At 60.8% G+C, this 23,430-nt stretch carries 20 protein-coding genes and 1 pseudogene; 7 read left to right on the top strand and 14 right to left on the bottom strand.

Annotated elements, in window-relative coordinates; all coding sequences use genetic code 11:
• Positions 1-113: 113 nt before the first annotated feature.
• Positions 114-734 carry a pyridoxamine 5'-phosphate oxidase gene (pdxH, locus tag AC1Q5O_RS01035; protein WP_403177461.1) on the top strand — a complete coding sequence of 207 codons (621 nt, stop codon included), beginning with the start codon at positions 114-116 and terminating at the stop codon, positions 732-734.
• Positions 735-741: 7 nt separating this feature from the next.
• Here pdxH and AC1Q5O_RS01030 read toward each other — a convergent pair whose 3' ends face one another.
• Both AC1Q5O_RS01030 and AC1Q5O_RS01025 read right to left on the bottom strand, forming a co-directional pair.
• Entirely contained in the window at positions 742-1,494 is a 753-nt protein-coding gene (locus tag AC1Q5O_RS01030; protein ID WP_492561617.1) for a crotonase/enoyl-CoA hydratase family protein, read from the bottom strand.
• Between the two features lie 9 nt (positions 1,495-1,503).
• Positions 1,504-3,276: an acyl-CoA dehydrogenase family protein gene (locus tag AC1Q5O_RS01025; RefSeq protein WP_492561616.1), complete on the bottom strand. Its 1,773-nt coding sequence runs from the start codon at positions 3,274-3,276 to the stop codon at positions 1,504-1,506.
• Positions 3,277-3,557: 281 nt separating this feature from the next.
• Between AC1Q5O_RS01025 and AC1Q5O_RS01020 the strand changes: the two genes are divergently transcribed.
• The gene (locus tag AC1Q5O_RS01020; protein WP_492561615.1) at positions 3,558-4,808 is read left to right on the top strand and encodes a glycoside hydrolase family 25 protein; all 1,251 of its coding nucleotides are present in this window, start codon (positions 3,558-3,560) and stop codon (positions 4,806-4,808) included.
• A gap of 69 nt (positions 4,809-4,877) precedes the next feature.
• On the opposite strand, the gene AC1Q5O_RS01015 is transcribed toward AC1Q5O_RS01020, so the two are convergent.
• Positions 4,878-5,942 (bottom strand): calcium-binding protein, encoded by a 1,065-nt coding sequence (locus AC1Q5O_RS01015; protein WP_492561614.1) that lies wholly within the window; start codon positions 5,940-5,942, stop codon positions 4,878-4,880.
• Between the two features lie 433 nt (positions 5,943-6,375).
• Between AC1Q5O_RS01015 and AC1Q5O_RS01010 the strand changes: the two are divergent.
• Positions 6,376-7,989 (top strand): annotated as a pseudogene (locus AC1Q5O_RS01010) (peptidoglycan D,D-transpeptidase FtsI family protein); the annotation flags it as partial.
• Here the strand turns inward: AC1Q5O_RS01010 and AC1Q5O_RS01005 are convergent.
• Both AC1Q5O_RS01005 and AC1Q5O_RS01000 read right to left on the bottom strand, forming a co-directional pair.
• Positions 7,986-8,516 carry a GNAT family N-acetyltransferase gene (locus AC1Q5O_RS01005; RefSeq protein ID WP_492561613.1) on the bottom strand — a complete coding sequence of 177 codons (531 nt, stop codon included), beginning with the start codon at positions 8,514-8,516 and terminating at the stop codon, positions 7,986-7,988. The pseudogene AC1Q5O_RS01010 and the gene AC1Q5O_RS01005 sit on opposite strands and share 4 nt — an antisense overlap.
• A gap of 7 nt (positions 8,517-8,523) precedes the next feature.
• Complete coding sequence (locus tag AC1Q5O_RS01000; protein ID WP_492561612.1) at positions 8,524-9,066, bottom strand: helix-turn-helix domain-containing protein; 543 nt, start codon at positions 9,064-9,066, stop codon at positions 8,524-8,526.
• 177 nt (positions 9,067-9,243) lie between these two features.
• On the opposite strand from AC1Q5O_RS01000, the gene AC1Q5O_RS00995 reads away from it, so the two are divergent.
• The gene (locus tag AC1Q5O_RS00995; protein WP_492563050.1) at positions 9,244-9,642 is read left to right on the top strand and encodes a VOC family protein; all 399 of its coding nucleotides are present in this window, start codon (positions 9,244-9,246) and stop codon (positions 9,640-9,642) included.
• A gap of 118 nt (positions 9,643-9,760) precedes the next feature.
• The gene (locus tag AC1Q5O_RS00990) at positions 9,761-10,393 is read left to right on the top strand and encodes a LysE family translocator (RefSeq protein WP_346305756.1); all 633 of its coding nucleotides are present in this window, start codon (positions 9,761-9,763) and stop codon (positions 10,391-10,393) included.
• 1 nt (position 10,394) lies between these two features.
• Here AC1Q5O_RS00990 and AC1Q5O_RS00985 read toward each other — a convergent pair whose 3' ends face one another.
• From AC1Q5O_RS00985 to purD, 3 genes are all read right to left on the bottom strand, one after another.
• Positions 10,395-10,832, bottom strand: a complete 438-nt coding sequence (locus tag AC1Q5O_RS00985; protein WP_492561611.1) for a VOC family protein — start codon at positions 10,830-10,832, stop codon at positions 10,395-10,397.
• A gap of 109 nt (positions 10,833-10,941) precedes the next feature.
• Positions 10,942-12,273: a TolC family outer membrane protein gene (locus AC1Q5O_RS00980; RefSeq protein ID WP_464663209.1), complete on the bottom strand. Its 1,332-nt coding sequence runs from the start codon at positions 12,271-12,273 to the stop codon at positions 10,942-10,944.
• A gap of 167 nt (positions 12,274-12,440) precedes the next feature.
• Positions 12,441-13,721, bottom strand: coding sequence for a phosphoribosylamine--glycine ligase (gene purD / locus AC1Q5O_RS00975; RefSeq protein ID WP_492561610.1), 1,281 nt, complete (start codon positions 13,719-13,721; stop codon positions 12,441-12,443).
• Between the two features lie 139 nt (positions 13,722-13,860).
• On the opposite strand from purD, the gene ubiA reads away from it, so the two are divergent.
• Positions 13,861-14,871, top strand: coding sequence for a 4-hydroxybenzoate octaprenyltransferase (gene ubiA, locus AC1Q5O_RS00970; protein WP_472461640.1), 1,011 nt, complete (start codon positions 13,861-13,863; stop codon positions 14,869-14,871).
• Here the strand turns inward: ubiA and AC1Q5O_RS00965 are convergent.
• From AC1Q5O_RS00965 to AC1Q5O_RS00950, 4 genes are all read right to left on the bottom strand, one after another.
• Positions 14,868-16,160 carry an aminotransferase class V-fold PLP-dependent enzyme gene (locus AC1Q5O_RS00965; protein WP_492561609.1) on the bottom strand — a complete coding sequence of 431 codons (1,293 nt, stop codon included), beginning with the start codon at positions 16,158-16,160 and terminating at the stop codon, positions 14,868-14,870. The two genes, ubiA and AC1Q5O_RS00965, sit on opposite strands and share 4 nt — an antisense overlap.
• A 94-nt stretch (positions 16,161-16,254) precedes the next feature.
• Complete coding sequence (locus AC1Q5O_RS00960; RefSeq protein WP_464662901.1) at positions 16,255-16,827, bottom strand: DUF6101 family protein; 573 nt, start codon at positions 16,825-16,827, stop codon at positions 16,255-16,257.
• A gap of 286 nt (positions 16,828-17,113) precedes the next feature.
• A complete protein-coding gene (locus AC1Q5O_RS00955) occupies positions 17,114-18,529 on the bottom strand; it encodes an FAD-binding oxidoreductase (protein ID WP_492561608.1) in 1,416 nt (471 codons plus the stop codon).
• A complete protein-coding gene (locus AC1Q5O_RS00950) occupies positions 18,526-19,518 on the bottom strand; it encodes an L-threonylcarbamoyladenylate synthase (protein ID WP_492561607.1) in 993 nt (330 codons plus the stop codon). The genes AC1Q5O_RS00955 and AC1Q5O_RS00950 overlap by 4 nt, the downstream gene beginning before the upstream one ends.
• A 167-nt stretch (positions 19,519-19,685) precedes the next feature.
• On the opposite strand from AC1Q5O_RS00950, the gene AC1Q5O_RS00945 reads away from it, so the two are divergent.
• Positions 19,686-20,114, top strand: a complete 429-nt coding sequence (locus AC1Q5O_RS00945) for a hypothetical protein (protein WP_223611571.1) — start codon at positions 19,686-19,688, stop codon at positions 20,112-20,114.
• A 51-nt stretch (positions 20,115-20,165) separates the two neighbouring features.
• Here AC1Q5O_RS00945 and glyS read toward each other — a convergent pair whose 3' ends face one another.
• Positions 20,166-22,460, bottom strand: coding sequence for a glycine--tRNA ligase subunit beta (gene glyS / locus AC1Q5O_RS00940; protein ID WP_492561606.1), 2,295 nt, complete (start codon positions 22,458-22,460; stop codon positions 20,166-20,168).
• Positions 22,460-23,395, bottom strand: a complete 936-nt coding sequence (locus AC1Q5O_RS00935) for a glycine--tRNA ligase subunit alpha (protein WP_182548896.1) — start codon at positions 23,393-23,395, stop codon at positions 22,460-22,462. Before AC1Q5O_RS00935 ends, glyS begins: the two co-directional genes overlap by 1 nt.
• Positions 23,396-23,430 lie beyond the last annotated feature (35 nt).

The following is a 23,430-nucleotide window of genomic DNA, read 5'->3' as shown; positions in this document are numbered from 1 at the left end:
ACAGCAGCGAACGGCGCAGTCCGCACCGGAATTTTCGCCCCAAGGTTCTTGATATCTGGTATTGCCAATGCCAAACGCATATCTCTCTTTAACAAGGTCAACCAGCTATGACTATGGGTGAAATGAAGTTAACAACCGGTGACTTCACAGAAAAAACCGAACCCTTCGCGCTCTTCGACGAATGGCTCAAAGATGCGACCAAATCCGAGCCGAATGACCCGAATGCTGTTGCTCTGGCAACGGTGGATAGTGATGGCCTGCCGGATGTCCGCATGGTTCTTCTTAAAGGTTTTGACGAGCAAGGCTTTGTTTTTTATACAAATTTTGAAAGTCAGAAAGGTCAGGAAATACTGGGCTCAATGAAGGCCGCCATGTGTTTTCATTGGAAAACGCTGCGCCGTCAAGTGCGTGTGCGCGGTCCCGTGGAAATTGTCAGCGATGCGGAAGCCGATGCCTACTACGCCACCCGCCCGCGCGGCAGCCGTATCGGCGCCTGGGCTTCCAAGCAATCGCGGCCGCTGGAAAGCCGTTTTGCCCTGGAAAAAGCTGTCGCAGAATACACGGCCCGCTATGCCATCGGCGAGATACCCCGGCCCGCCCACTGGTCGGGCTTCCGCATTCGCCCGACATCCATTGAATTCTGGCATGACCGGCCTTTCCGCCTGCACGACCGCGTGGTTTTCAGCCGCGCGACGCCGGATGGCGACTGGGGCAAAACCCGCTTGTACCCGTAAGGGCTCTTCAGCCCTTCTTGCGCGTCAGGAAGGCCATCAGGGCGCCCCGTGCTTCTTCCGACTGGAGCCGTTCCGCAAAATGCCCAGCCTCCAGTTTGATGCGCTCGACCGTTTCAGCGCGCGGCATGCGCAGGAGATCGCGCGAGATCTGCATGGCTTCCGGCGGCTTGGCGGCAATTTCCGTCGCCACGGCCAGAACAGTGCTTTCCAGCTGGTCCGCCTCGACGATCCGGTAGACAAGACCGGCGTCCTTCGCTTCGGCCGCGTTCAACCCGGCACCCATCGCCAGGAAGGCAAAGGCCTGCTGACGGCCCATCAGGGCAGGTCCGAGCAGGCTCGAACCCGCTTCGGGTACAAGACCCAGATCGACGAAGGGCGTCTTGAACAGGGATTGCGGCGTGGCGAAGGTCAAGTCGCAATGGAAATTGAGCGTCGAGCCGATTCCGATGGCAAGCCCATCCACACCCGCAACAACCGGCTTTCTGCTGTTGGTCAATGTGATGAGGAAGTCAACAACCTCGGTGCCCATCGTACCCGACGTGGCAAAGGCCATGAAATCCTGCAGATCATTGCCGGAGGAGAAGGCGCCCGGCACCCCCAGGAATACATGCGTGCGGATATCCGGATTCGCATCGCCTTCCACCAGCGCTCCGGTCATGGCCGCATACATGGCCCGCGTCAGGGCATTCTTCTTGTCCGGGCGGTTCATCCGGATGGTCTGGACGGCGCCGTGGCGCTCGATGACGATATGATCTGACATGAAGTTTCCCTATTGCAATGCGGCACGGGCACCGAGCAGGCTCGGCGCACCGTTGATGACGCGATCTCTCAGCGCCGACGTTTCGTTGAGAAGATTTTCGGCGAAGAATCGCGCAAGGGCCGTCCGGCCGGCATTGTCGCCACCCAGCGCACCCTTGGCGAGATAGGTTGCACCGGCAGCCAGGCCGAAGAGGCGCAGATAGGGCGTCGCTCCGGCAAGCGCCTTGCTGATGTCACCGCCGGCAAGGGTCTGCTGCAGCCAGAGCGTCGTTGCCTCCAGATCGTCAAGACCGGCCTGCAGGCGCTCCGCCGTGTTGCCGAAATCGGTGCTGTTGCTCAGCGAAACGGCTTCGGCCACCGTGCGCAGCTCGGCGATATAGGCCTTGACGTGGTTGCCGCCATCGAGCGGCAGCTTGCGCTGGACGAGATCGATGGCCTGGATGCCGTTGGTTCCCTCATAGATCGGGGCAATGCGGGCATCGCGCAAAAACTGTGCGGCGCCAGTCTCTTCGATGAAGCCCATGCCGCCATGGATCTGGATGCCGATGGACGCGACATCCACACCCACATCGGTGGAAAATGCCTTGGCGACCGGCGTCAGCAGGTTGGCGCGATCTGCCCAGTGCTTTTTGTCGTCGTCCGCGCCGGTCCGCGCCATATCCAATGCGTGGGCGCAGGCATAGGCGATGGAGCGGGCCGCGCCGGTCAGGCCCTTCATGGTCAGGAGGTTACGCTGCACGTCGGGGTGTTCGATGATCGGGCTCATGCCCTCACCCGTCCAACCCGGCGCGCGCATCTGGCGGCGCTCCTGCGCATAAGACAGGGATTTCTGATAGGCGGCCTCCGCCACCGCAACTCCCTGGATGCCCACGGCCAGTCTTGCATTGTTCATCATGGTGAACATGCAGGCCAGACCGCGGTTTTCTTCGCCGATAAGCCAGCCGATGGCGCCCGGCTTGGCGTCCCTGGCAAAACCATCGCCATAGATCATCGTGCAGGTGGGCGAGCCGTGAATGCCCATCTTGTGCTCGACGCCGCTGCAGAACACATCATTGCGGGCGCCGAGCGAACCATCGGCATTCACCAGGAATTTCGGCACCAGGAACAGCGATATCCCCTTGGTTCCCGCAGGCGCATCGGGCAGGCGCGCCAGAACCAGATGGATGATGTTGTCCGTAAGGTCATGCTCGCCATAGGTAATGAAAATCTTCTGACCGAAAATGCGGTAGGTGCCGTCATCGGCCCGCTCGGCCCGCGAGCGCAATGCTCCCACATCGGAACCGGCCTGCGGTTCGGTGAGATTCATGGTTCCCATCCACTCGCCGGAGACGAGCTTTGGCAGGTAGGTGTGTTTCAGATCGTCCGTCGCGTGGGCTTCGAGCGCCTCGATGGCGCCAAGCGTCAATGTCGGTCCGATGCCGAAAGCCATGGAACCGGAATTCCACATTTCCAGCGCCGCCACTGCGAGCATCATCGGCAGACCCTGTCCGCCGAACTCTTCCTTGCCGGTCAGGGCGTTCCAGCCGCCGCCGATCCAGTCGCTGTAAACGTCTTTCCAGCCGGGCGGCATGGTGACTTCGGCATCTTTCAGCGGTGTTCCGTGCTTGTCACCAACCTCCAGGAGCGGCGCAACGCGCGTGGACGCGAATTTGCCCGCCTCTTCCAGGATGGCATCGACCAGATCGTCGGAGAGCTCGGCAAAACGCCCGGCGGCGATGGCCTCGTCCAGACCGGCAATTTTCTTCAACGTGTGTGCGATTTCCTCGACGGGCGCCCGGTACATTGATCACAAGTCTCCTCATCCAGTGATACTGCGTCGTTGCGGATAGACATTGCCGCCCCCAGCCTGGCAAGGCAAGTGGATTTTTACGTAAACGTAAGAAAACGTGCCCTTTAACCCTTCTGCGGCGCGGTCTGTTCGGCACCGCAGACACATGATCCCGCGACTCCGACGGGCGTTCACGCCGATCAACCCTTGTGCTTTACGGCATTTTAACCATGAACCAGCGATCATGGGCGCTTGTATCGGAAGCCGCAGACCACGAGGTGTGAAGGGACAGGCATTTGACAATCCGAGCGCAGGTTTTCGCCCTTGCTGCCCTTGTCACCGCGTTGATGTCCAGCGCCCCTTCCCGTGCGGACTCCCAGTTCCAGACCCCTTGGTCCAACCAGCAGCGCGCCATCGTTCTCGACGGCTATGAGCACAATTCGTTCAATCTCCCGGAAATCGTCAGGGATCCGCGCATTGCCGCCTTCATTCACAAGGCATCCGATGGCATGCCTGCCGCCTATCATTGCGGACGCATCGCCGATGTGAAGGATCAGGAAATATGCCGCCGCATCTGGCGCAACTACGCGGTGTCGCGCGAGCTCTACCAGACGCGGCGCGTTCTGGCCAAAGCGCTGGGCCTGAAATGGGGCTCCTACCACCTGGCTCGTCCCGGCAACCCGATAGAACAGGCAAACCATTTCATCGATTATGCCGAGCCGACCAGTGACGAACTGATGGCCATCGATATCGAGGACAATGACCCCGCCCGGTTCATGTCGCTGGCGGACGGCGAGATATTCGTTGCCCAGATCAAACTGCGCACCGGCCGCTATCCCGTGCTCTACACCAATGGCACCACGGCCAAATACATTGCCGATCACCGGCTGGCATTGCCGATCCTGTCGCGCCTGCCGCTCTGGTATGCGCGGTATGAGGCCGACATCGCCCCGCATTTCCCGAAAGGCAACTGGCAGGACTATGCGCTCTGGCAATTTGCCTCGCAGAACAATTGCAGCAAGACGCGCTGCCCCTACCGGCCCAATGGCACGAACCGCGACATCGATGTGAACATCGCCGATATGACCGTTGCGGAACTGAAACGCGCCTGGCCGTTCGACACCCTCGTACCGGCGGTGCTGCCCGACGACATGCCGAAACCCGGCGAGCGGCCTGCCTTGCCCAGCGATATTCTGATGGCGTCGATGGAGCCGCCACTTGTCGATTATAGCGGGTTGCGGCAGATACCGGACCTGCTCATCGCCGCTGCGAAAGGACTGGTTGCTACCGTGCAAGCCTCTATCGATGACCTGGGCGACACACCGCAGGCGGTCGATGCCATGGTGACGGCGTCCGTCATCCGTATTGCCAAATCACATGCAAGTGAAAAACTGACACTGGAAACGATCGGGACCAGCCTGCGAGCACCAATGGCAACACCCGATGACCACCCGGACAGCCATCTGATCGCCGGCTTGGTCGGTTTCTGCTTTGATGAAACCAGCACGGACATGAGCCATCTGCCGGCCTATGCCATGCAGCGCTGATCTTCAGAGAGAAGCAGGCACGTGAACGCATGCGCCTGCTTCAAAGCTCATTCGCGTGTTTGCGCAATCTCAAGAAAAAACAACGTCATCCGGCGAGAGATCGGCAAGAGACACATGCTCGATCAGAATGCCGCTGGAATCGCCGTCAAAGCTGACATAGACGCCGTCAGCCGTGTCGTGCGACGCGGCGAGAAAACTGTCGAAATCGTGAATGCCGGTGCTGCCCGCGGTGAAATCGCGGAGATTGATCACATCGCCTTCCGCCACATTGAAATCCGCGATGTGGTCGACACCGCCAAGGGTTTTGGCATCGAATATGAATGTATCCGCGCCCGCTCCGCCGAAGAGATGGTCTGTCCCGGTGCCACCGTCGAGAAAATCGTTGCCCGACCCGCCCTTGAGGATGTCGTCACCCGCACCGCCCAGCAGCGTGTCATTGCCGTCGCCGCCATTGAGCGTATCGTTGCCGGCACCGCCATCGAGGTAATCATTGCCGCGGCCGCCGAAGAGAACATCCTTGCCGTCACCGCCCCAGATTCTGTCATCGCCATTGCCGCCGTCGATATAGTCGTTGCCGGCATCGCCATGCATCTCATCATTGCCGCCGCCGCCGAACAGCGTGTCGTTGCCGTCGCCGCCAAATATGCGGTCGTTGCCATCGCCGCCTTCGACGCGATCGTCACCGGCGCCGGCGTTGACATCGATATGGGAAAAATTCGTCGCAATGATCTTGTCATTGCCCGCTCCCGTCGTCAGCTCAAGCCGCTCCAGGTCGACGAAATAGAGATGATTGGCCGGAACCGTCGCATCCCCGAAAAAGAGGTGGCCGCTGGAACCGTTGAAGGTGACCGGTTCGGCAGAGTGGGAAAGATCGACCGCAAGGGTGTCGATACCCGCGCCGCCGCGTGCTGCGCCGCCAACGCCGTTGAACACCAGCCTGTCGTCTCCATCGCCGCCTTCAAGCTGGTCAAAACCGCTCGAACTGGTCAGGATGTCATTTCCAGCCCCGCCATAGAGAAAGTCATTGCCCGCGCCGCCGTCGAGAATATCATTGCCGCCAAGACCCCAGAGATTGTCGTTCCCGTCCGTCCCGTGCAGAACATCGCTTGTGCCACCACCCACTATTTTCGCCATCGAAATGATCTCCCAAAAAGCCTGTGATGGCGGAGTATATGTAAGGACATGTGACAAGCAAGTGTCGTTTTGGAAAAACAAAACATAGTATGTATACTTATTTTACTTGTAATATATTTCAAATTTATAAGTAAAATTTCTGATGTTATGGGATCAAGGCGCACGAATGAGTTTCCCGCATCGTGCCCCCCGCGGCCTGCGGCGGAGGCCCGTGCAAAACCCGTTTTCGCGGAACGGCTGCCATCGGATTTTGACCAGAGGTGACCGGCATTTTCCCGGAGTTATCCACGCTAAAAACCGATGTTAAGCATCTGTTCAGGTTAACAAGACATTCCGGAAATCGTGAGAATTGCAGCTGATCAAACGATGCTACCTTTGCGCGATCAGCCCCAATCCTCAGTTTCACAATGAGATAATGACCCCACGCAGCGCCCGCGCCCAAAACCGTATCCTGATTATCATGGCCTGTTTCATCGGGATTTTCTGCATTATCAGCGGGCGGCTGGTCTTTTACGGCATGAAGGACGATCCGGTGGATTTCAATGGACCGACGGGCTCCATTCTGGCCTCCCGTCCGGACATTCTCGACCGCAATGGTGCGGTGCTGGCAACCGATATCAACACCGTCTCGCTCTATGCCGAACCGCGCAAGATCATCGACCCGGATGAGGCGTTCGAGCTGCTTGCCACCGTCCTGCCCGATCTCAATTTCGAGCAGACCTACGCCCGCCTGAAGGGCAAGGCCGGCTTTGCCTGGCTCAAGCGCGGCCTGACGCCGAAACACAAGAGCCAGATCATGGCGCTGGGCATACCCGGGATCGGCTTTCGCACAGAGAAATCCCGCTTCTATCCCGGCGGCCCGACGGCGGCGCATATTCTCGGCCTGGTCAATGTCGACAATCAGGGCATTGCCGGCATGGAGAAATATATCGACTCGCAGGGTCTGTCCGACCTGCGCGATGTCGGCCTTGCCCATGCGCGCAAGCTCGCACCGGTCAAGCTTTCCATTGACCTCAGGGTTCAGCACGTGGTGCGCGACGTGCTGGTCAATGCGGTCGAACGTTACCGCGCCATTGCCGCGGGCGCCGTGGTACTCGACGCCGACACCGGCGAAGTCCTGGCGATGGGTTCGGTGCCGGATTTTGATCCGAACAATCCGTTCAACGCGCTGGAGAAGGACCGGCTCAACCGCATGTCGGCCGGTGTCTACGAGATGGGCTCGACCATCAAGACCTTCACCACGGCCATGGCGCTCGATTCCGGCAAGGTGGATCTCAACAGCACTTTCGACGCCACCCGCCCCATCACCATCGGCCGCCAGACCATCCACGATTTCCACGGCAAACGCCGCGTGCTGACTTTGCCGGAAGTGTTCCTGTTTTCTTCCAATATCGGTTCGGCCAAGGAAGCGGATGTGGTCGGCATCGAAGGGCATCGCGAATTCCTGGTCCGGCTCGGCCTGCTCGACCGGATGCAGACGGAATTGCCCGAGGTGGCGCGGCCGACAGAGCCGAAAGTCTGGAAGAAGGTTCACTCGATAACGATTTCCTTCGGCCATGGCATGGCCACCACGCCGCTGCAGACCGCAGTCGGAGCCGCGGCTCTGCTGAATGGCGGCATGCTGATCGCGCCGACATTCCTGCCGCGTGGCATTGAAGAAGCGCGGACCATGGCCAAACGGGTGGTCAGCAAGAAGACCAGCGATGATCTGCGCTATCTCTACCGGCTCAATGCCCAGAAGGGCACGGGCGGCTCCGCCAGCCGGACGCAGGTTCCCGGATATCGCGTCGGCGGCAAAACCGGAACCGCCGAAAAGGTCATCAACGGACGCTATTCCAAGGACGTGCGCTTCAACACCTTCATCGCCGCCTACCCCATCGAGAACCCGCGCTATGTCGTGCTGACGATCATCGATGAACCCAAGCCTGTCGACGGGCAGGTCGCCGCGGGCGCCGGCCTCAACGCGGCGCCGATGGCTGCAGAAATCATCCGGCGCTCGGCCAATATTCTCGGCGTGCTTCCGGTGTTCGAGACGGCAGAGGATTAGGCCGGGATGGCCTTGAACATGATCGTGGTGGCGTCGAGATGATCCTTGAACGGATCACGGCAGTAGTCCGGAATGATTCCGGCAATCTGATAGCCCAGGCCGAGGTAAAGCGGTTCCGCCTTGTCGCCGGTCCGCGTGTCCAGGGTGATCAAACCCCGCCCCAACCGGTGCGCCGCGCTTTCCAGCTCGACCATCAACGCCTTGGCGATTCCCTGGCGGCGGAAATCCGGATGCACCATCACCTTGCGGATTTCGGCCCGGTGCGGCTGATTGGGCGGCGTATCGTAATCAAGCTGGCCGGTTCCCGCGATCCTTCCGTCTTTACGGACCACGACCAACAATCGTTTGCCTTGCCGGACCGCTGGAAGCACGCTCATCATCCAGAACGCCTCCCCGTCGGCTTGCGAGAACGGCAAGACGAAGCCGATGCTGGCACCGCCATGCACGCAGGCATGCAGGAGCGCGCCGAGCGCCTGCACATGGGCCTCGATGTCATCGGCATCAAAAACAGCAATATCGTTGGTCAATGGGGCCTCACAGCATGAAAAGCACATAGCGTGCACCGGAATGTTCGGATGTGGCGAAGGCGCTGGGCCCGAACAGCTGATAGCGCAGGCAGTCGCCGGGATTGAGAGCATGGGTCTGGCCATCGACGGTCACCTCAAGCTGGCCTTCGATCAGCAGCAAATGGTGTTCGAGACCCGGGCGTGGCGGGTTGTCATAGGAAATGCGGGCGCCCGGATCGAGCTCGCATTCCAGCATCTCGCCCGCCAGGGTTTGTGCCGGCGGCGATACGGAACGGCGCTTGAAGCCGACACTCGGATCAATCCACACGGCTTGCGCCTCGCGGCGGATCAGCGGCGCGAACTCATCCTCGACCATATGCATCAGCCGCGACATCGTGAGGCCATAGGCGGAACACAGCTTGCCGAGCACCTGGGCGGTGGGACTGACCTCGGCATTTTCGAGCCGGGACAGCGTGGCACGGCTCACCATGCTGCGGCGGGCAAGCTCATCCAGCGACCAGTCGCGCTCCGCCCGCAATCCTTTGAGGCGCTTGGCGATGCGTTGATCCATAGCAGCGGTATCAATCGAGGTGTTTTCCATATATGAGAAATTATCTCTATATAGGAAACATGTCAACCGCGTCTCGTGGAGGTATTCCGGATGTTGGCGCCGCTTGTGCCCCAATCGATGGGCGCTTAGCATTTCATCACATCCTATCAAACTGCGCCGGAGTTCCCCGCCATGCACATGCTTCATCACATTTCGCTCGGCGTTGCCGATATCGAGCGCGCAGCATCTTTTTACGATGCGACGCTTGCCCCGCTTGGATATGTCAGGGTCTGGGAGGATTTGCGGCCGGGTGAAGCGGATCAGGCGGTCGGCTATGGCGCGCCGGGTGGCGGCGACAAGCTGGCGATCAAGCATCGGCCGGAAGGCAGGCACGTGCCCGGCCCCGGCTTTCACCTTGCCTTTGCCGCACCGGATCGGCGAGCTGTCGACCGGTTTCATGCGGCTGCCCTCAGCCATGATGGCAGCGACAACGGCAAACCCGGCTTGCGGCCTCATTACGGCGCGCATTATTACGCAGCCTTTGTCATCGATCCCGACGGACACCGCATCGAGGCCGTTTTCAATCAGCCGGAATGATCGGAGTGACGGATAGGCGACATGACATCCGGACCAGGACCGAATGCCGCTTCCGCCAGAGCGCTTTTTGTCTATAGTTCCAGTTCCATTACCCTGGGACCCACGTCCGGAGCCGCACATGCCATCCACCGAACTTTTAATCGCTTTTTTCATCACCACGGCGATCTTTGCCTATATTCCCGGCCCCGCCATGCTGTACGCGGCGGCGCAAACCATTGCGCGCGGCCGCTGGTCCGGGCTGATGGCGGCATTCGGCATTCATCTCGGCGGCTATGTGCACGTGTTTGCTGCGGCGGCCGGATTGTCGGTGCTGTTCCATGCCGTGCCGGTGCTCTATCTCGCGGTCAAATTCTGCGGCGCAGCCTATCTGGTGTGGCTCGGCATTTCGCTGTTTCGTGCCAAGGTCAATGGCGACGTCACCATGCCGGGTGTAGAGCAGAAATCCGCCCGCCGGGCCTTTCTTGAAAGCATCAGCGTCGAGGTTCTCAACCCGAAGACGGCGATTTTCTTCATGGCGTTCCTGCCGCAGTTCATCGATACTTCTGCGGCGTTTCCGGTCTGGCTGCAGTTCGTGCTGCTCGGAACCATGGTCAATCTGATGTTCTCTTCCGCCGATCTGGTCTGCGTGATCCTGGCGGGAGCCGTGGTCACGCGCCTGAAACGCTCAAGCCATGCCCAGCGGCTGATGCAGCGTGCCGGCGGAACGATCCTGGTAGGGCTCGGTGTGCATCTCGCCCTGCAGAAGAGCTGATCTAGCCTCGTCCGTCCGGATAGACCGCCGGTCCCTTGATCTCGATCTTGTTGCCGAAGGGATCGCGGATGTAAAACGAGTGTCCCATACCGCGGGCCCCGCCATGCATCGCCTCCCGCTCGATCTCGACCCCATGGGCATCGAGATGGGCGCGCAGCGCATCGTGATCGAACGGCCCGGTTGCGATGCAGACATGATCGACGTTGCGCCCGCCCGTCACCGGCGGAACAGCACTGGCGGCGCCGGGGTGGGTAATGTCCCACAGGACGATCAGCGCCGCCCCGCACCAGACCTGCTCCATCCCGAGCGCCGGATAGATATAGCCAGGCCGGCAGCCGAGAACCTCGTAGTAGAATTTCAGCGCGGACGGCATGTCGTCGACGAGAAAGACCACATGATCGATGCCCACCAGAGAAAACGGAACACTCGCTGCCTGCATGGATGTCTCCTCGGGTTCTGATATCCTGCGTGTAAACCGCATCCCATAAAGCAAAATCCGGAACGCCCCTGCCAGGGCGCTCCGGAACTGTAATACTCAAAGGGCCTGTTCAGCGGCCGTCGGGGGTTTTTGTACCGCCCCATTTGTCCTTCACGGCGTCAAAATGCTCTTCCGGCTTGTATTCGGCAACCTGCAGGCCAACCTGCTTTGCCGTCAGGCGGCCCATGGCGGAAAGAACCTGATAGCTGCTGACGACACTGTCGTGCTCCGCTTGTACCAGCGCGAGCTGGCCCGTGATGACATCGGCTTGAGCATTCAAGACGTCGAGGGTGGTACGCTGCCCGACCTTGCGTTCTTCTATCACGCCATTGAGCGCAAGCTGGGCTGCGGCCACGACGCTCCTCTGCGCCACGATGGAGGCCCTGGCGGCATCCAGTTTTGACCACGCGGCGGCAACGGCCTGACGGACGCTGTCTTTCGACACATCCACCTCGATGCGCCGCTGGCCGAGATTCTCCTTCGACTGGCGCACTGCTGCCGCTGTTCGACCGGCTCCATAGATCGGAATCGTCACGTTCAGTTTGGCCGATGCCGCGGAGTTGTTGGGTGTCGTCGCCGATCCGCCCTGGAAAACATCCGTCCGGCTGAGCGTGCCCGTTGCCCCGGCCTGCGGCAGCAGCACACCCTCGTTCACCTTGACCTGATACCCGGCAACGTCGGTGTTGAGTTTCGCCGCACCAATCAGCGGATGATTGGCATCGGCGATGGAATAGGCCTGATTAAGCGATTTCGGCAAGGATTTGGCGGTTGCCGCCGCCGTCAGAGACCCTGGAGTGGCCCCGACGGTCTGGACGTAAGTGGCTTCGGCAATCTTCACATTGGCACGGGCGGTATTGCGGTCGTTGACCGCCGTCGCCTGCGATGCTTCTGCCTGGGCGACGTCGGTGCGGGTGCCCTCGCCCACGTCGAACCGTGCACGGTTGGAGCGCACCTGTTCGTTGAGGAATGCCAGGTTCTTTTCGCGCAGGGCAACAATCTGGCGGTTGAGGTAGACATCCATATAGGCCTGCACGGTCGTCGCCAGAATGGTCTGCTCACTGCCGCGCAAGTTTTCGCGGGCCGCAAGCACACCGGTCTCTGCCGCCGCAACGTTGTTCCTGGTCTGGAAACCGTCGAACAGCATCTGGTCAACCTCGACACCTTCGGTGGAGGAGCTTTTCGTTCCTGCCCTTTGGCCATCAATTTTGCTGCGCTCTGTATTGACCGAGACCTGGCCGGTTACCCTCGGGCGGTAACCGGATTTGGCAATCGCCACGTTCTCGTCCGTCACCCGCACACCGGCGCGGTTCGCATTCAGCGTCGAATTGTTCTGATAGGCCTTCGACATCGCGCCGAAAATCGTTTCGGCCATGGAAGGCGTTGCTGTCAGAACCGAAGTCATCAGCAGGATCGCAGTGAGGCTTCGCTTGGCTGTTATGGACACGGTGAATTTCTCCGACAGTTTGAACAGAGGACTCGGCTCAGCGAACCGTTCGTTCCGATTTGCAAGAGACATTGCGCTACGAACCGCCGATGTCAATGTTGAAAACCGGATGAGCGGCGTTTTTACTATACCTCACCCTTCTCGCGGGCGATAGCGCGCCAGCCGATATCACGCCGGTAAAAGCCTTCCGGCCAGTCGATCCGGGCAATCGCAGCATAGGCGGCGTCCTGCGCCTGCTGCACCGTTTTGCCGCTGGATGTGACATTAAGCACACGCCCGCCATTGGCGACAAGCGCGCCGTCTTTCTCGGCGGTGCCCGCGTGGAATATTCTTACCGTATCTGACTGCGCCGCATCGGCACCCCGGATCACGCTGCCCTTCTGCGGAGATGCGGGATAGCCCTTTGCGGCCATGACGACGGTCAGCGCCGGATCGTCATTCCAGCGCACCGACATCTGGTCCAGCGCGCCATCGGCGGCGGCCTTCAACAAAAGGAGCACGTCATCCTTCAGCCGCAGCATCAGCACCTGTGTTTCCGGGTCACCGAAGCGAGTGTTGTATTCGATCAGCTTCGGGCCCTCCCCGGTGATCATCAGGCCGGCAAACAGCACGCCGCTGAACGGCGCGCCGATTTCCGCCATGCCGCGCATGGTCGGCTCGATCAGTTCGCGCATGGTGCGGTCAATGATCGCCTGCGTCATTACAGGTGCGGGCGAATAGGCGCCCATGCCGCCGGTATTGGCACCGGTATCGCCGTCGCCGACGCGCTTGTGATCCTGTGCCGTGCCGAAAGGAAGGGCTGTCTTGCCATCGCAGAGGCAGAAGAAGCTGGCTTCCTCGCCATCGAGAAATTCTTCCACCACCACTTCGGCGCCGGCGCCACCGAAGGCGCCGTCAAAGCAGGCATCCACCGCATCGAGGGCTTCCTGTACGGTCATGGCCACCACGACGCCTTTACCAGCAGCCAGACCGTCGGCCTTGACCACGATGGGCGCGCCCTGCTTTTCCACATAGGCCCGGGCGGCTGCGGCATCGCTGAAGCGGCCATAGGCGCCGGTCGGGATGTTGAAGCGGGCGCAGAGATCCTTGGTGAAGCCCTTTGAGCCTTCCAGCTGCGCGGCCGCCTTGGACGGGCCGAATACGGAAATGCCTGCGGCGCGCAGATCGTCGGCGATACCGGCAACCAATGGTGCTTCCGGGCCGACGACGACGAAATCAACCGCTTTTTCCTTGCAGAATGCAACGATGGCGGCGTGATCGGCCGGATCGAGCGCCACGCATTCGGCCTCATGCGCAATGCCGGGATTGCCAGGGGCGCAGTAGAGCTTTGTCAGCACGGGAGACGCCGCGATCTTCCAGGCGAGAGCGTGTTCGCGGCCACCGGAACCAATAAGCAAGACGTTCATCGTTTTCTGCTCCGTGCATGAAGGGGTTGCTGTGTCGGTATGGCCTCGGGCACGAAGGGTCAAGCACGCAATCACAGATTTGCCCTGAATTCAGGCGTAATTTACTTGACTGGCGCAGCGCCCGCTGCAAGGTCACGCCATGACACCGGAAAAAGACATCATACAGTCAAGCCAAGGCCGGGGCCGCGTTTTCGACGCGCCGTCGGGACATTGGGTCTATCGTGCACTGCCAGCCTGGCTGTGGCCCTACGCGCAGCTGGCGCGCTGGGACCGCCCCATCGGCTGGTGGCTCCTGCTTTGGCCCTGCTGGTGGTCCGTCGCCCTGGCGTCCAGTGCCGGCGCCAAGGTGGGCGATTCCGTCTGGTCGATCATTCCTTCCCCCTGGCACCTCGCCCTGTTCCTGATCGGTGCGGTCGCCATGCGCGGCGCGGGCTGCACCTACAATGATCTGGCCGACGAGGACATCGACAATCAGGTGGCGCGCACCCGTTCGCGTCCGCTGCCTTCGGGCCAGGTGACGCGCAAACAGGCCAAAATATTCATAGTGCTGCAAGCGCTTGTGGGGCTGCTGGTGGTCATCCAGTTCAACCTCTTCACCATTCTTCTCTCCATCGCCTCGCTGGTGATCGTTGCGATCTATCCGTTCATGAAGCGCATCACCAACTGGCCGCAGCTTGTGCTCGGGCTCGCCTTCTCCTGGGGTGCCCTTGTCGGCTGGTCTGCGCATTTCGGGGCACCAGCGACGCTGAAAGACTTTCTCCCGCCGCTGCTGCTTTATGCCGGCTCGATCCTCTGGGTGATCGGCTATGACACGATCTACGCCCACCAGGACAAGGAAGACGATGCCCTCGTCGGCGTGGGTTCGACGGCGCGGCTGTTCGGCAGCCGCACCCGCGAAGCGCTGATGGTGCTCTATGGCGGCGCGCTGGTGCTGTTCCTCGGGGCGTTTGCCGTGGCGGAAGTGCCCATGCCCGCCGTCGCCGGTCTTCTGGCGGCAGGAGCACATATGTACCGCCAGATCATGGTGCTCGACATCGACGATCCCGCACAATGCCTGCGCCTCTTCCACTCCAACAAAGTTGTCGGCTGGCTGATTTTTGCCGGGCTGGTGCTCGGCGCGCTGTGGACGGTGGTCAAACCGTTCTTTTAGCTTGAACTGATCGCACTCAAGCCTTCAACCAATCGGTCAAGCTCAGCCTCTGTCGTGTAGAGCGCTGGCGAAACCCGCAGGCATTGGCCTTTGGCCACCCCGGTGCGCCGGACTGTCAGGACACGATGCTTGTCGCGCAATGCCGTCATCAAGGCATTGTTGTCGTCCTTGCTGATCTTGCCCTTGATGCGGAACGACGTGATGCCGGCATGCATGGTGTCGTCGTCGGGCGTGAGGATTTCGACAGTTTCGATCGCCCGCGCCTGTTTCACCCAATAGTTGCGAAGATAGGTCAGGCGTGCCTGTTTGCGCTTCGAGCTGATCATCTCGTGCAGATCGAGCGCGGCGGGCACGCTCAAGGTCGCGGCGAAGTTGGTGGTGCCGGTATGAACGCGCGAGCGGATATCGTCCTTCGGCCAGTCTTCATCGGCCAGATCGCGGTCGATATCGGCCAGCCTTTCCTTGCGAATGTACAGGAAGCCCATGCCAACCGGTGCGCCGATCCATTTATGCAGGTTGAAGCCGACGAAATCCGCGCCGAGATCGCTTACCTTGAAATCCATCTGCCCCCAGGAGTGGGCTGCATCGACCACCACATCCACGCCGCGGGCACGGGCCATGTCGGCTATCTCGCGAATGGGCATGACAAGCCCGGTGCGATGGGACAGATGGGTCAAAAGCAGCAGCTTTGCCTTGGGAGTCGCCTCCAGCACGGTGCGATAGGCATCCAGCACGGCTTCCCGCGTCGCCGGCTCCGGAATGGCGAAGGTCTTGACCTCGACACCCCTGCGGCCCGCCAGCGCATTCATGGCATACTGCATGGAATCATAATCGAGATCGGAATAGATCACAGCATCGCCCGGCTGCAGCTTGTTATAACCGGTGATCAGCTTTTGCAGGGCTTCAGTGGCACCACGCGTCAGGGCGACTTCCTCCGGCGCTGCACCAACCGCCCCGGCAACCCGGTTGCGCACATCCTCGGCGTCCTTGCCAAAGGCATTGCGGGCATAGACCGTATTCTGCCGGTTTACGCGCTGCGTGTTTTCCAGATAGGCCTGCAGCACAGGGCGGGCCATGATGCCCCAATAGCCGTTCTCAAGATTGGCGATCGAGCGCTCCACATCGTAGAGATCGCTCACGGCGGCCCAATAGGCGCGGTCCGTGGCAATGGCCGTGTCATTGGCGGCAGGAAGCACCGCTGTTTCCATGGCTGATGCCTTGACGATTGTTGCGGCGAGCGCGGTTGCCGCGCTGCCCATCAGAAAATGACGACGTTCTATACCTGGCATCGGACCGATCCTTCACGCGCTGTGTTCCATCTGGTTCCTGATTAGGACTCCAATGTCACAGCTGCATGAAGGAATTGACGGTGAAGCCGATTGTTCAGCGGTTGCCGGAGGCGATGATTTCCTCACCGCCGACGACGAGACGCAATCCGAGATTGCCCATCTTGCGGCGGGCCAGAAAACGCGGACGGCGGCGGCGCGGTTCACGGCCCTGGCGGCGTTCCACGGGTTCGCCCACGGCAACCGGCCCGATGCTCTGCTCAAGCTGGCGGGCTTCGCCGTCTTCCTCGACCAGCATCATCGGCAGCTTGAACAGATTGGACCAGGCGCGCCAGTCTGCGGCGATGTCATTGAGATCGTGGGCGACCAGCAACGGCACCGAAAGATGCGGATCGCTGTGCATCAGTTCGAGCGTCACGGTGATGTCGCCGAGCTCGTCCTCAGCGGCACGGGCCGTCACGCCCTGAAAGGCGCAGACCGGCAGGGCCAGCGACACCGGCAGGTTGCTGTTCGGCAGTACGCGTTTGACCACCGCGCCGCGCTCATGCAGCGAGAAGGTAATGTCACCCCGGTCATCGCGCGTGGCGTAGGTGACGGTCTGTGGCAGGTGGAATGGGTCGAGCCGGAATTCCTGGCCTGCCCAAACCGGCTTTGCTCCGGCTTTTTTCATGTGACGCCTTCTGTCGATCCTGAGAGCCGGTTTTCCGGTCTTCTCTTTTGTATTTCCCTGTAGAAGCGGACCAATTTTTTCTGGTCTCGTATGGGGAAACAATAGGCGCCAATCCCCCCGCTTCCGCTTAACGAACGCGGTTAACCGTTTCTCATCGCGGGGAATGGTTATCGAAATTCGACCATCGGTAAGGTTTCAAAAAGAGAGATAAACAAAAGACTGACGGGGAAGCTCGACTTGCATCGAAACGCGTCCCCGCCATCGACAGAACCATGAAACAGCGCGCTCAGATGACCTTGCCGGGATTCATGATGCCGGCCGGATCGAAGGATGCCTTGATCCGGCGCATCAGATCCAGCGCCACCGGCGACTTGGTTTCCGACAATTCCTTGCGCTTCAACTGGCCGATGCCGTGCTCGGCGGAAATCGATCCCTTGTAGGCGCGGACGATCCCATGCACGCGGGCATTCACCTCGCCCCAGCGCGCAAGGAAGGCTTCCTTGTCGGCACCGGCGGGCTGGGTGATGTTATAATGCAGATTGCCGTCACCCATATGGCCGAAGGAAACGATGCGCGCACCGGGTATCATTGCGAGCACGGCCGCGTCGGCTTCGGCAATGAATTCCGGGATGCGGGCCACGGGCACCGAAATGTCGTGTTTGATCGAGCCGCCCTCGGGCTTCTGCGCCATCGACATGGCTTCGCGCATATGCCAGAAGGATTTTTCCTGCGCGGTGCTGTCGGCAATCGTGGCATCTTCAACCAGCCCCGCCTCAAACGCCTCCGTCAGAATGGCCTCGATAGTCTCGCGCGCATCTTCAGCGGATCGCGACGAGGAAATATCGATCAGCACATACCAGTTGTGCACGCCCTGCAGCGGATCGCGCACACCTTCCGTATGCGCCACCGAAAACTCGACACCGATGCGCGGCATCAGTTCGAAGCCGGTCAACGCTGCACCCGCATGGCTCTGCGCCAGCCCCAGAAGTTTCAGGGCGTCCTCGGGGCTGTTCAGCCCGGCATAGGCAACACCCTTGCCCTTGGGCAGCGGGAAGAGCTTCATGACAGCCGCGGTAATGACGCCGAGCGTGCCTTCCGCGCCGACAAACAGATCCTTCAGATCGTACCCGGTATTGTCCTTCTTGACGTAGCGCAGATCGTTGAGAATCTCGCCGGTCGGCAGCACCACCTCGACGCCAAGGCAGAGTTCACGCGTGTTGCCGTAAGCCAGCACCGCCGTGCCGCCCGCATTGGAGGAGAGATTGCCGCCGATCTGGCAGGAGCCTTCCGAGCCCAGCGAAAGCGGAAACAGGCGCCCCGCCTGTTCTGCCGCTTCCTGCAATTTCTGCAGGACGACACCGGCTTCGACGATGATGAGGTTGCCGGCGGGCTCGACCGAGCGGATCTTGTTCAGGCGTGACAAGGACAGGATGACCTGCTGGCCTGTCCCATCGGGCATCTGGCCGCCGACAAGGCCGGTATTGCCGCCCTGTGGCACGATGGCTGTTGCCGTCTCGGTGGCCAGCTTCAGGATTGTCGATACTTCATCCACGGTGGACGGCCGCAGGACCAGCGCCGTCTTGCCACCGAATTTTTCCCGCGGTTCGATCAGGTAGGGTTCGATGTCCCGCGCGTCATGCAAGGCGTTTTTCTCACCCACGATGGCAGTAAAACGGGCAACAAGGTCTGGCGTCAGGGTCATTTGATCTGTTCCAACTCTTCTATGGGAGGCACGCGCGGCGCGGCAGCGCGGACAAGGCGGTCATTGATGGCTTCGCCCAGTCCGGTGAAGGGGATCGGCTCGACAGCAATGACGGCACCGCCGAGACGGTCGAGACGCTTCATGTAATCGAAAAGATTGGTGGCGGCCTCCCGCAGATTGCCCGTCTCGCTGAGGTTGAGACGCGCGCTCGCCCTATGGGCATCCGCAGCGCGGTGCGGACCGAAGGCCAGCAGTGCCTCGCCATCCCGCACCTCGTGCACATTGAGGCGGACACCGGCGGCAGGAGCGTAATGCGAGGCCATCATGCCGGGCGCCTCGATCGCGGCACGCTGATCCATGCGCCGCAGCGATTGACCAATGAGAGCTTCGATATCCTCGGCGGCAAGCCCGCCGGGCCGCAGCAACAGTACCGCATCGCCATCCACCTTGACGATGGTCGATTCCAATCCGACCTCGGACGGTCCGGCATCGAGGATCAGGGCAATCTTGCTGCCGAGATCATCGGCAACGGCCTGCGCACTGGTGCCGCTGATCCTGCCGGATGTGTTGGCGCTGGGGGCGGCCAGCGGATGACCGAGCGCTGCGATGATCTTTCCGGCGATACCGCGCGGCATGCGCAGTGCCACCGTATCGAGACCGGCCGCCACCAGGGGATGAATATGGGTGTCGGGCCGCAACGGCAGGACCAGTGTCAGGGGACCGGGCCAGAACGCATCCATCAGTTTGCGAGACAACGGATCGATCGCCGCATAGCGTTCCGCCATGGCGATATCCGAGACATGGCAGATAAGCGGATTGAAATGCGGCCTGCCCTTCGCTTCGAAGATACCGGCAACGGCATCGCCATTGGTGGCGTCAGCCGCCAGGCCATAGACTGTCTCGGTCGGAATGGCGACAAGCTGGCCTGCAGCCAGCGTCTGGGCTGCCTTCTGAATTGCCTGTTCATCTGGTGCTATTGTCTCGGCCAAGGGCGCTTCTCCGATCGTGCGCATTGCCTACACGATGGGCAGGGCTCGCCGCAAGTCTGCGCTGATGAACTCACCGTATGAGGTGATGCGTAAAATTGAATCCACCCATGGTAAAAATTAGCAAGGTTTGGCTGATAGAGATGGGCGGTCAACGAGGATAGAGCCACATGTTCCGCCATCTGCTTGCCATCATAGCTGCTGCCCTTATCGCACCGGCCATTGCGCATGCCGGAGAATCCATCAAGCTCAAGGGCCCGTCGGCACGGCCAAACTCGGTCACCTTTGTCGGCTATGACAGTTTCGATGCCAATGGCAATCCTGTCTGCACGCCCTGCATCGAGCAGCGCGCGGCGGAAGCCGCCAAGCTTCAGGCCTATCTGGAACGCCGCGAACGCTCGCGCCAGTACATGGCCCGCCTTCAGGGCAACGGCCCCAAACCGGACTCTTTTATCGCCACCGCCAATGCAGCGACACTGCCGGCAGCACACGCAGCACCGGTCGCGCAAACCACGGCAACGCCGGCACCGGCGGCACCCGCCGCCGCCAGCGGATTGCTTGCAGTCGAAGCGACGCCGCTGCGCGCCAGCATGCAATAAGCCAGCGCAAGGCCAGCGGACAAGCGCGAGGTTTTCGCGCCTGCCCGTTGATTATCCAGCAATTTTCGAGAAATCAGCGACCGTGTTCGTGGCTGTGCGGATACGGGCAAGCAGCGCCAGGCGATTGGCTCGAACGGCCGGATTCTCGTCATTAACCAGTACATCTTCAAAAAATGAATCAACCGGTTCACGCAAAGCACTCAATGCGATCATGGCGCCGGAAAAATCCTGTTTTTGAATCGCTTGCGCCGCGTCCTTCTCAGCCTGATTCACCGCGGCAAAGAGCGTCTTTTCCGCATCGAGTGCAAGCAGCGCCGGGTCAACCGTATCGGCGACAACCGTACCCTTTTTCTCCTCGGCACTCAGAATATTGGCTGCGCGCTTGGTGCCGGCCAGAAGGTTCTTGCCCTCTTCCGAGTTGAGATAGACCACCAGCGCTTCAACGCGGCGAGCGATCAGCAGAAGATTATCGGCGCCGTCAGTCAGCACCGCATCGATCAGGTCATGCCGTGCGCCGAGTTCGCGCAGATGCACTTTCAGGCGATCATGGAAGAACGCCAGAAGGTCGAGCAGAACCGGCTGCGCGTGCTCGGCCACCTCGCCGCGCAAACGCTTTTCAAAACCGGAAATGGCGTTGGTGACATCTTCCTCACCATCGACATCGCCGGAATTCTGGGCGGCCTGCTGCGCCTCGTAGCGCTCGACATGCTTTTCAACGGCGTCTTCGCGCAGCTGCGCAAAGGCGGCCTGGAAGAGCGGAAGAAGCGCGATCTGCCAGTCGCTTGAAAGCAGCAGGCGGATGACGCCAAGCGCCGCACGGCGCAGGGCGTAGGGGTCTTTCGAGCCCGTCGGCTTTTCGTCGATGGCCCAGAAACCGACCAGCGTATCGAGCTTGTCGGCGAGCGCGACAGCCACGGAAACCGCATCGCTCGGCACAAAGTCGGATGGCCCTTGCGGCTTGTAATGTTCTTCAATCGCGGCTGCGACCGATGGATGTTCGTTCTGCAGCAGCGCATATTTGCGGCCCATGCCACCCTGCAGTTCCGGGAACTCGCCGACGATTTCCGTCGTAAGGTCGGCCTTGGCCAGTGCGGCCGCACGGGCGGCCAGTACCGGGTCGGCCCCGACCTGCGGCGCGATATCGCGTGCCAGCGCCTTGATCCGCGTGACGCGTTCGCCCTGGGTGCCGAGCTTGGCGTGGAAGGTCACATTCAGGGCGTCGAGCCGCGCCATGCGCTGATCGAGCGGCTTCTTCAGATCGAGATCGAAGCGGATGGCGGCAGCCGCGAGCTTTTCCATATCGGGCAGATCGTGCTGGTCGGTCGTCCAGAAATAGAGCGCGTCGGAAAGACGGGCACGGACGACCTTACCATTGCCGTAGGCGATCTCCTTGCCGCCATCGCTGGCCACGATGTTGGAAACCAGGATGAACTTATTGGAGAGCTTGTCCGTCTCGCCGGCTTTGCGCGTGACAAAGCACTTCTGGTTCGTCTTGATGGTGAGACGAATGACCTCCGGCGGAATGGCAAGGAAATTGTCCTCGAATTCGCCCATCAGCACGACGGGCCACTCGACGAGACCCGACACCTCTTCCAGCAGGCCTTCGTCCTCGACCAGTTCAAGGCCCGACGCAAAGGCTATATTCTGCGCATCCGCCAGAATGATCTCCTTGCGGCGATCCGCATCGAGTACGACCTTGGCCTTTTCCAGCTTGGCGACATAATCGTCAAAGCGGCGAACGGTGATCGGCTGGCCGTCGCTCAGGAACCGGTGCCCGTAGGTGATATTGCCGGACCGCAGGCCACTCACCTCGAAATCGACGACAACCGGTTCTTCGGTCTCACCGCCGAACATGCAGACGATCGACTGAAGCGGACGCACCCAGCGCAGGCTGCCGGCCTTTGCCGAGGCTGCCCCCCAGCGCATGGATTTCGGCCATGGAAATTCGCGAATGATCTTTGGCAGGAGTTCCGCGATGATTTCTTCGGCGGGCCGGCCCGGCTTTGTCAGATGGGCGACGTAGAAATCACCCTTCTTCGGGTCGGTGTGCACGTGGGCCTGTGCAATATCGGTCAGGCCAGCGGAACGCAGAAAGCCCGCAATGGCTGCCTCCGGCGCGCTGACGCTCGGTCCCTTGCGATCCTCATGCACGTCTTTCGACCGTGCGGTCAGGCCGCGGATATCGAGCGTGAGACGGCGCGGCGTCCAGTAGTCACCAGCCGCTTCATAGGTGAGGCCAGCCTCGACCAGGCCATCGGTGACGAGCTTTTTCAGATCGCCGGCCGCCTTGCGCTGCATGCGGGCGGGAATTTCTTCCGAGCGAAGTTCGAGCAAAAGATCGGGCATTATACGGACTCACTCTTGAAATTGACGCCGCCGGCTTCGGTCAGAAGGAACGCCTCGCCGCACTGCCGGGCGAGATTGCGGACCCGCAGGATATAGCTCTGCCGTTCCGTCACCGAGATCACACCGCGCGCATCGAGCAGGTTGAACGCATGCGAAGCCTTGATGCACTGGTCGTAGGCCGGAAGGACCATGCGGTGCACCGGGCTGTTGTCGCCGTCCTTGGGTGCGCCCGCGCGCAGAAGCGCTGCGCACTCGGCTTCCGCATCCTCGAAATGCCGCAGCAGGACCGAGGTGTTGGCATGTTCGAAATTGTGCCGCGAATATTCCTGCTCCGCCTGCAGGAACACATCGCCATAGGTGACCTTTTCATCGCCCTCGAGGCCATTGAAATTCAGGTCGTAGATGCTGTCGACGCCCTGGATATACATGGCGAGCCGCTCCAGACCATAGGTCAGCTCACCCGAAACGGGCGCGCATTCAATGCCGCAGACCTGCTGGAAATAGGTGAACTGCGACACTTCCATGCCATCGCACCAGCATTCCCAGCCCAGACCCCAGGCGCCGAGCGTCGGGCTTTCCCAGTCATCCTCGACGAAACGCACATCATGCAGCAGCGGATCAAGGCCGATGGCCGCCAGCGAGCCGAGGTAAAGCTCCTGCAGGTTGGCAGGCGATGGCTTCATGATCACCTGATACTGGTAATAGTGCTGCAAGCGGTTGGGGTTCTCGCCGTAACGGCCATCCTTGGGGCGGCGCGATGGCTGAACATAGGCTGCCTTCCACGGCTTGGGACCGAGCGAACGCAATGTTGTCGCCGGGTGGAACGTACCCGCGCCGACTTCCATGTCATAGGGCTGCAGGATGACACATCCATGCTGGGCCCAGTAATTATGAAGCGTCAGGATGAGACCCTGGAACGAACGGGTCGGGTGCATATGATCGGGCAATGGGACGGTCACCGGTCAGGCCT

The organism is Phyllobacterium sp. MT110 (assembly GCF_058792715.1).
The sequence above is the reverse complement of the archived record's forward strand: the minus strand, read 5'-3'. Positions and strand labels throughout refer to the sequence as shown.

What these genes read in the sequence shown, in the direction of transcription:
- pdxH (WP_403177461.1), top strand. Translation starts at nt 114, where the DNA reads ATGGGTGAAATGAAGTTAACAACCGGTGACTTCACAGAAAAAACCGAA.
- AC1Q5O_RS01030 (WP_492561617.1), bottom strand. Translation starts at nt 1,494, where the DNA reads ATGTCAGATCATATCGTCATCGAGCGCCACGGCGCCGTCCAGACCATC.
- AC1Q5O_RS01025 (WP_492561616.1), bottom strand. Translation starts at nt 3,276, where the DNA reads ATGTACCGGGCGCCCGTCGAGGAAATCGCACACACGTTGAAGAAAATT.
- AC1Q5O_RS01015 (WP_492561614.1), bottom strand. Translation starts at nt 5,942, where the DNA reads ATGGCGAAAATAGTGGGTGGTGGCACAAGCGATGTTCTGCACGGGACG.
- AC1Q5O_RS01000 (WP_492561612.1), bottom strand. Translation starts at nt 9,066, where the DNA reads ATGGATCAACGCATCGCCAAGCGCCTCAAAGGATTGCGGGCGGAGCGC.
- AC1Q5O_RS00995 (WP_492563050.1), top strand. Translation starts at nt 9,244, where the DNA reads ATGCTTCATCACATTTCGCTCGGCGTTGCCGATATCGAGCGCGCAGCA.
- AC1Q5O_RS00990 (WP_346305756.1), top strand. Translation starts at nt 9,761, where the DNA reads ATGCCATCCACCGAACTTTTAATCGCTTTTTTCATCACCACGGCGATC.
- AC1Q5O_RS00985 (WP_492561611.1), bottom strand. Translation starts at nt 10,832, where the DNA reads ATGCAGGCAGCGAGTGTTCCGTTTTCTCTGGTGGGCATCGATCATGTG.
- AC1Q5O_RS00980 (WP_464663209.1), bottom strand. Translation starts at nt 12,273, where the DNA reads ATGACTTCGGTTCTGACAGCAACGCCTTCCATGGCCGAAACGATTTTC.
- purD (WP_492561610.1), bottom strand. Translation starts at nt 13,721, where the DNA reads ATGAACGTCTTGCTTATTGGTTCCGGTGGCCGCGAACACGCTCTCGCC.
- ubiA (WP_472461640.1), top strand. Translation starts at nt 13,861, where the DNA reads ATGACACCGGAAAAAGACATCATACAGTCAAGCCAAGGCCGGGGCCGC.
- AC1Q5O_RS00965 (WP_492561609.1), bottom strand. Translation starts at nt 16,160, where the DNA reads ATGCCAGGTATAGAACGTCGTCATTTTCTGATGGGCAGCGCGGCAACC.
- AC1Q5O_RS00960 (WP_464662901.1), bottom strand. Translation starts at nt 16,827, where the DNA reads ATGAAAAAAGCCGGAGCAAAGCCGGTTTGGGCAGGCCAGGAATTCCGG.
- AC1Q5O_RS00955 (WP_492561608.1), bottom strand. Translation starts at nt 18,529, where the DNA reads ATGACCCTGACGCCAGACCTTGTTGCCCGTTTTACTGCCATCGTGGGT.
- AC1Q5O_RS00945 (WP_223611571.1), top strand. Translation starts at nt 19,686, where the DNA reads ATGTTCCGCCATCTGCTTGCCATCATAGCTGCTGCCCTTATCGCACCG.
- glyS (WP_492561606.1), bottom strand. Translation starts at nt 22,460, where the DNA reads ATGCCCGATCTTTTGCTCGAACTTCGCTCGGAAGAAATTCCCGCCCGC.
- AC1Q5O_RS00935 (WP_182548896.1), bottom strand. Translation starts at nt 23,395, where the DNA reads ATGCACCCGACCCGTTCGTTCCAGGGTCTCATCCTGACGCTTCATAAT.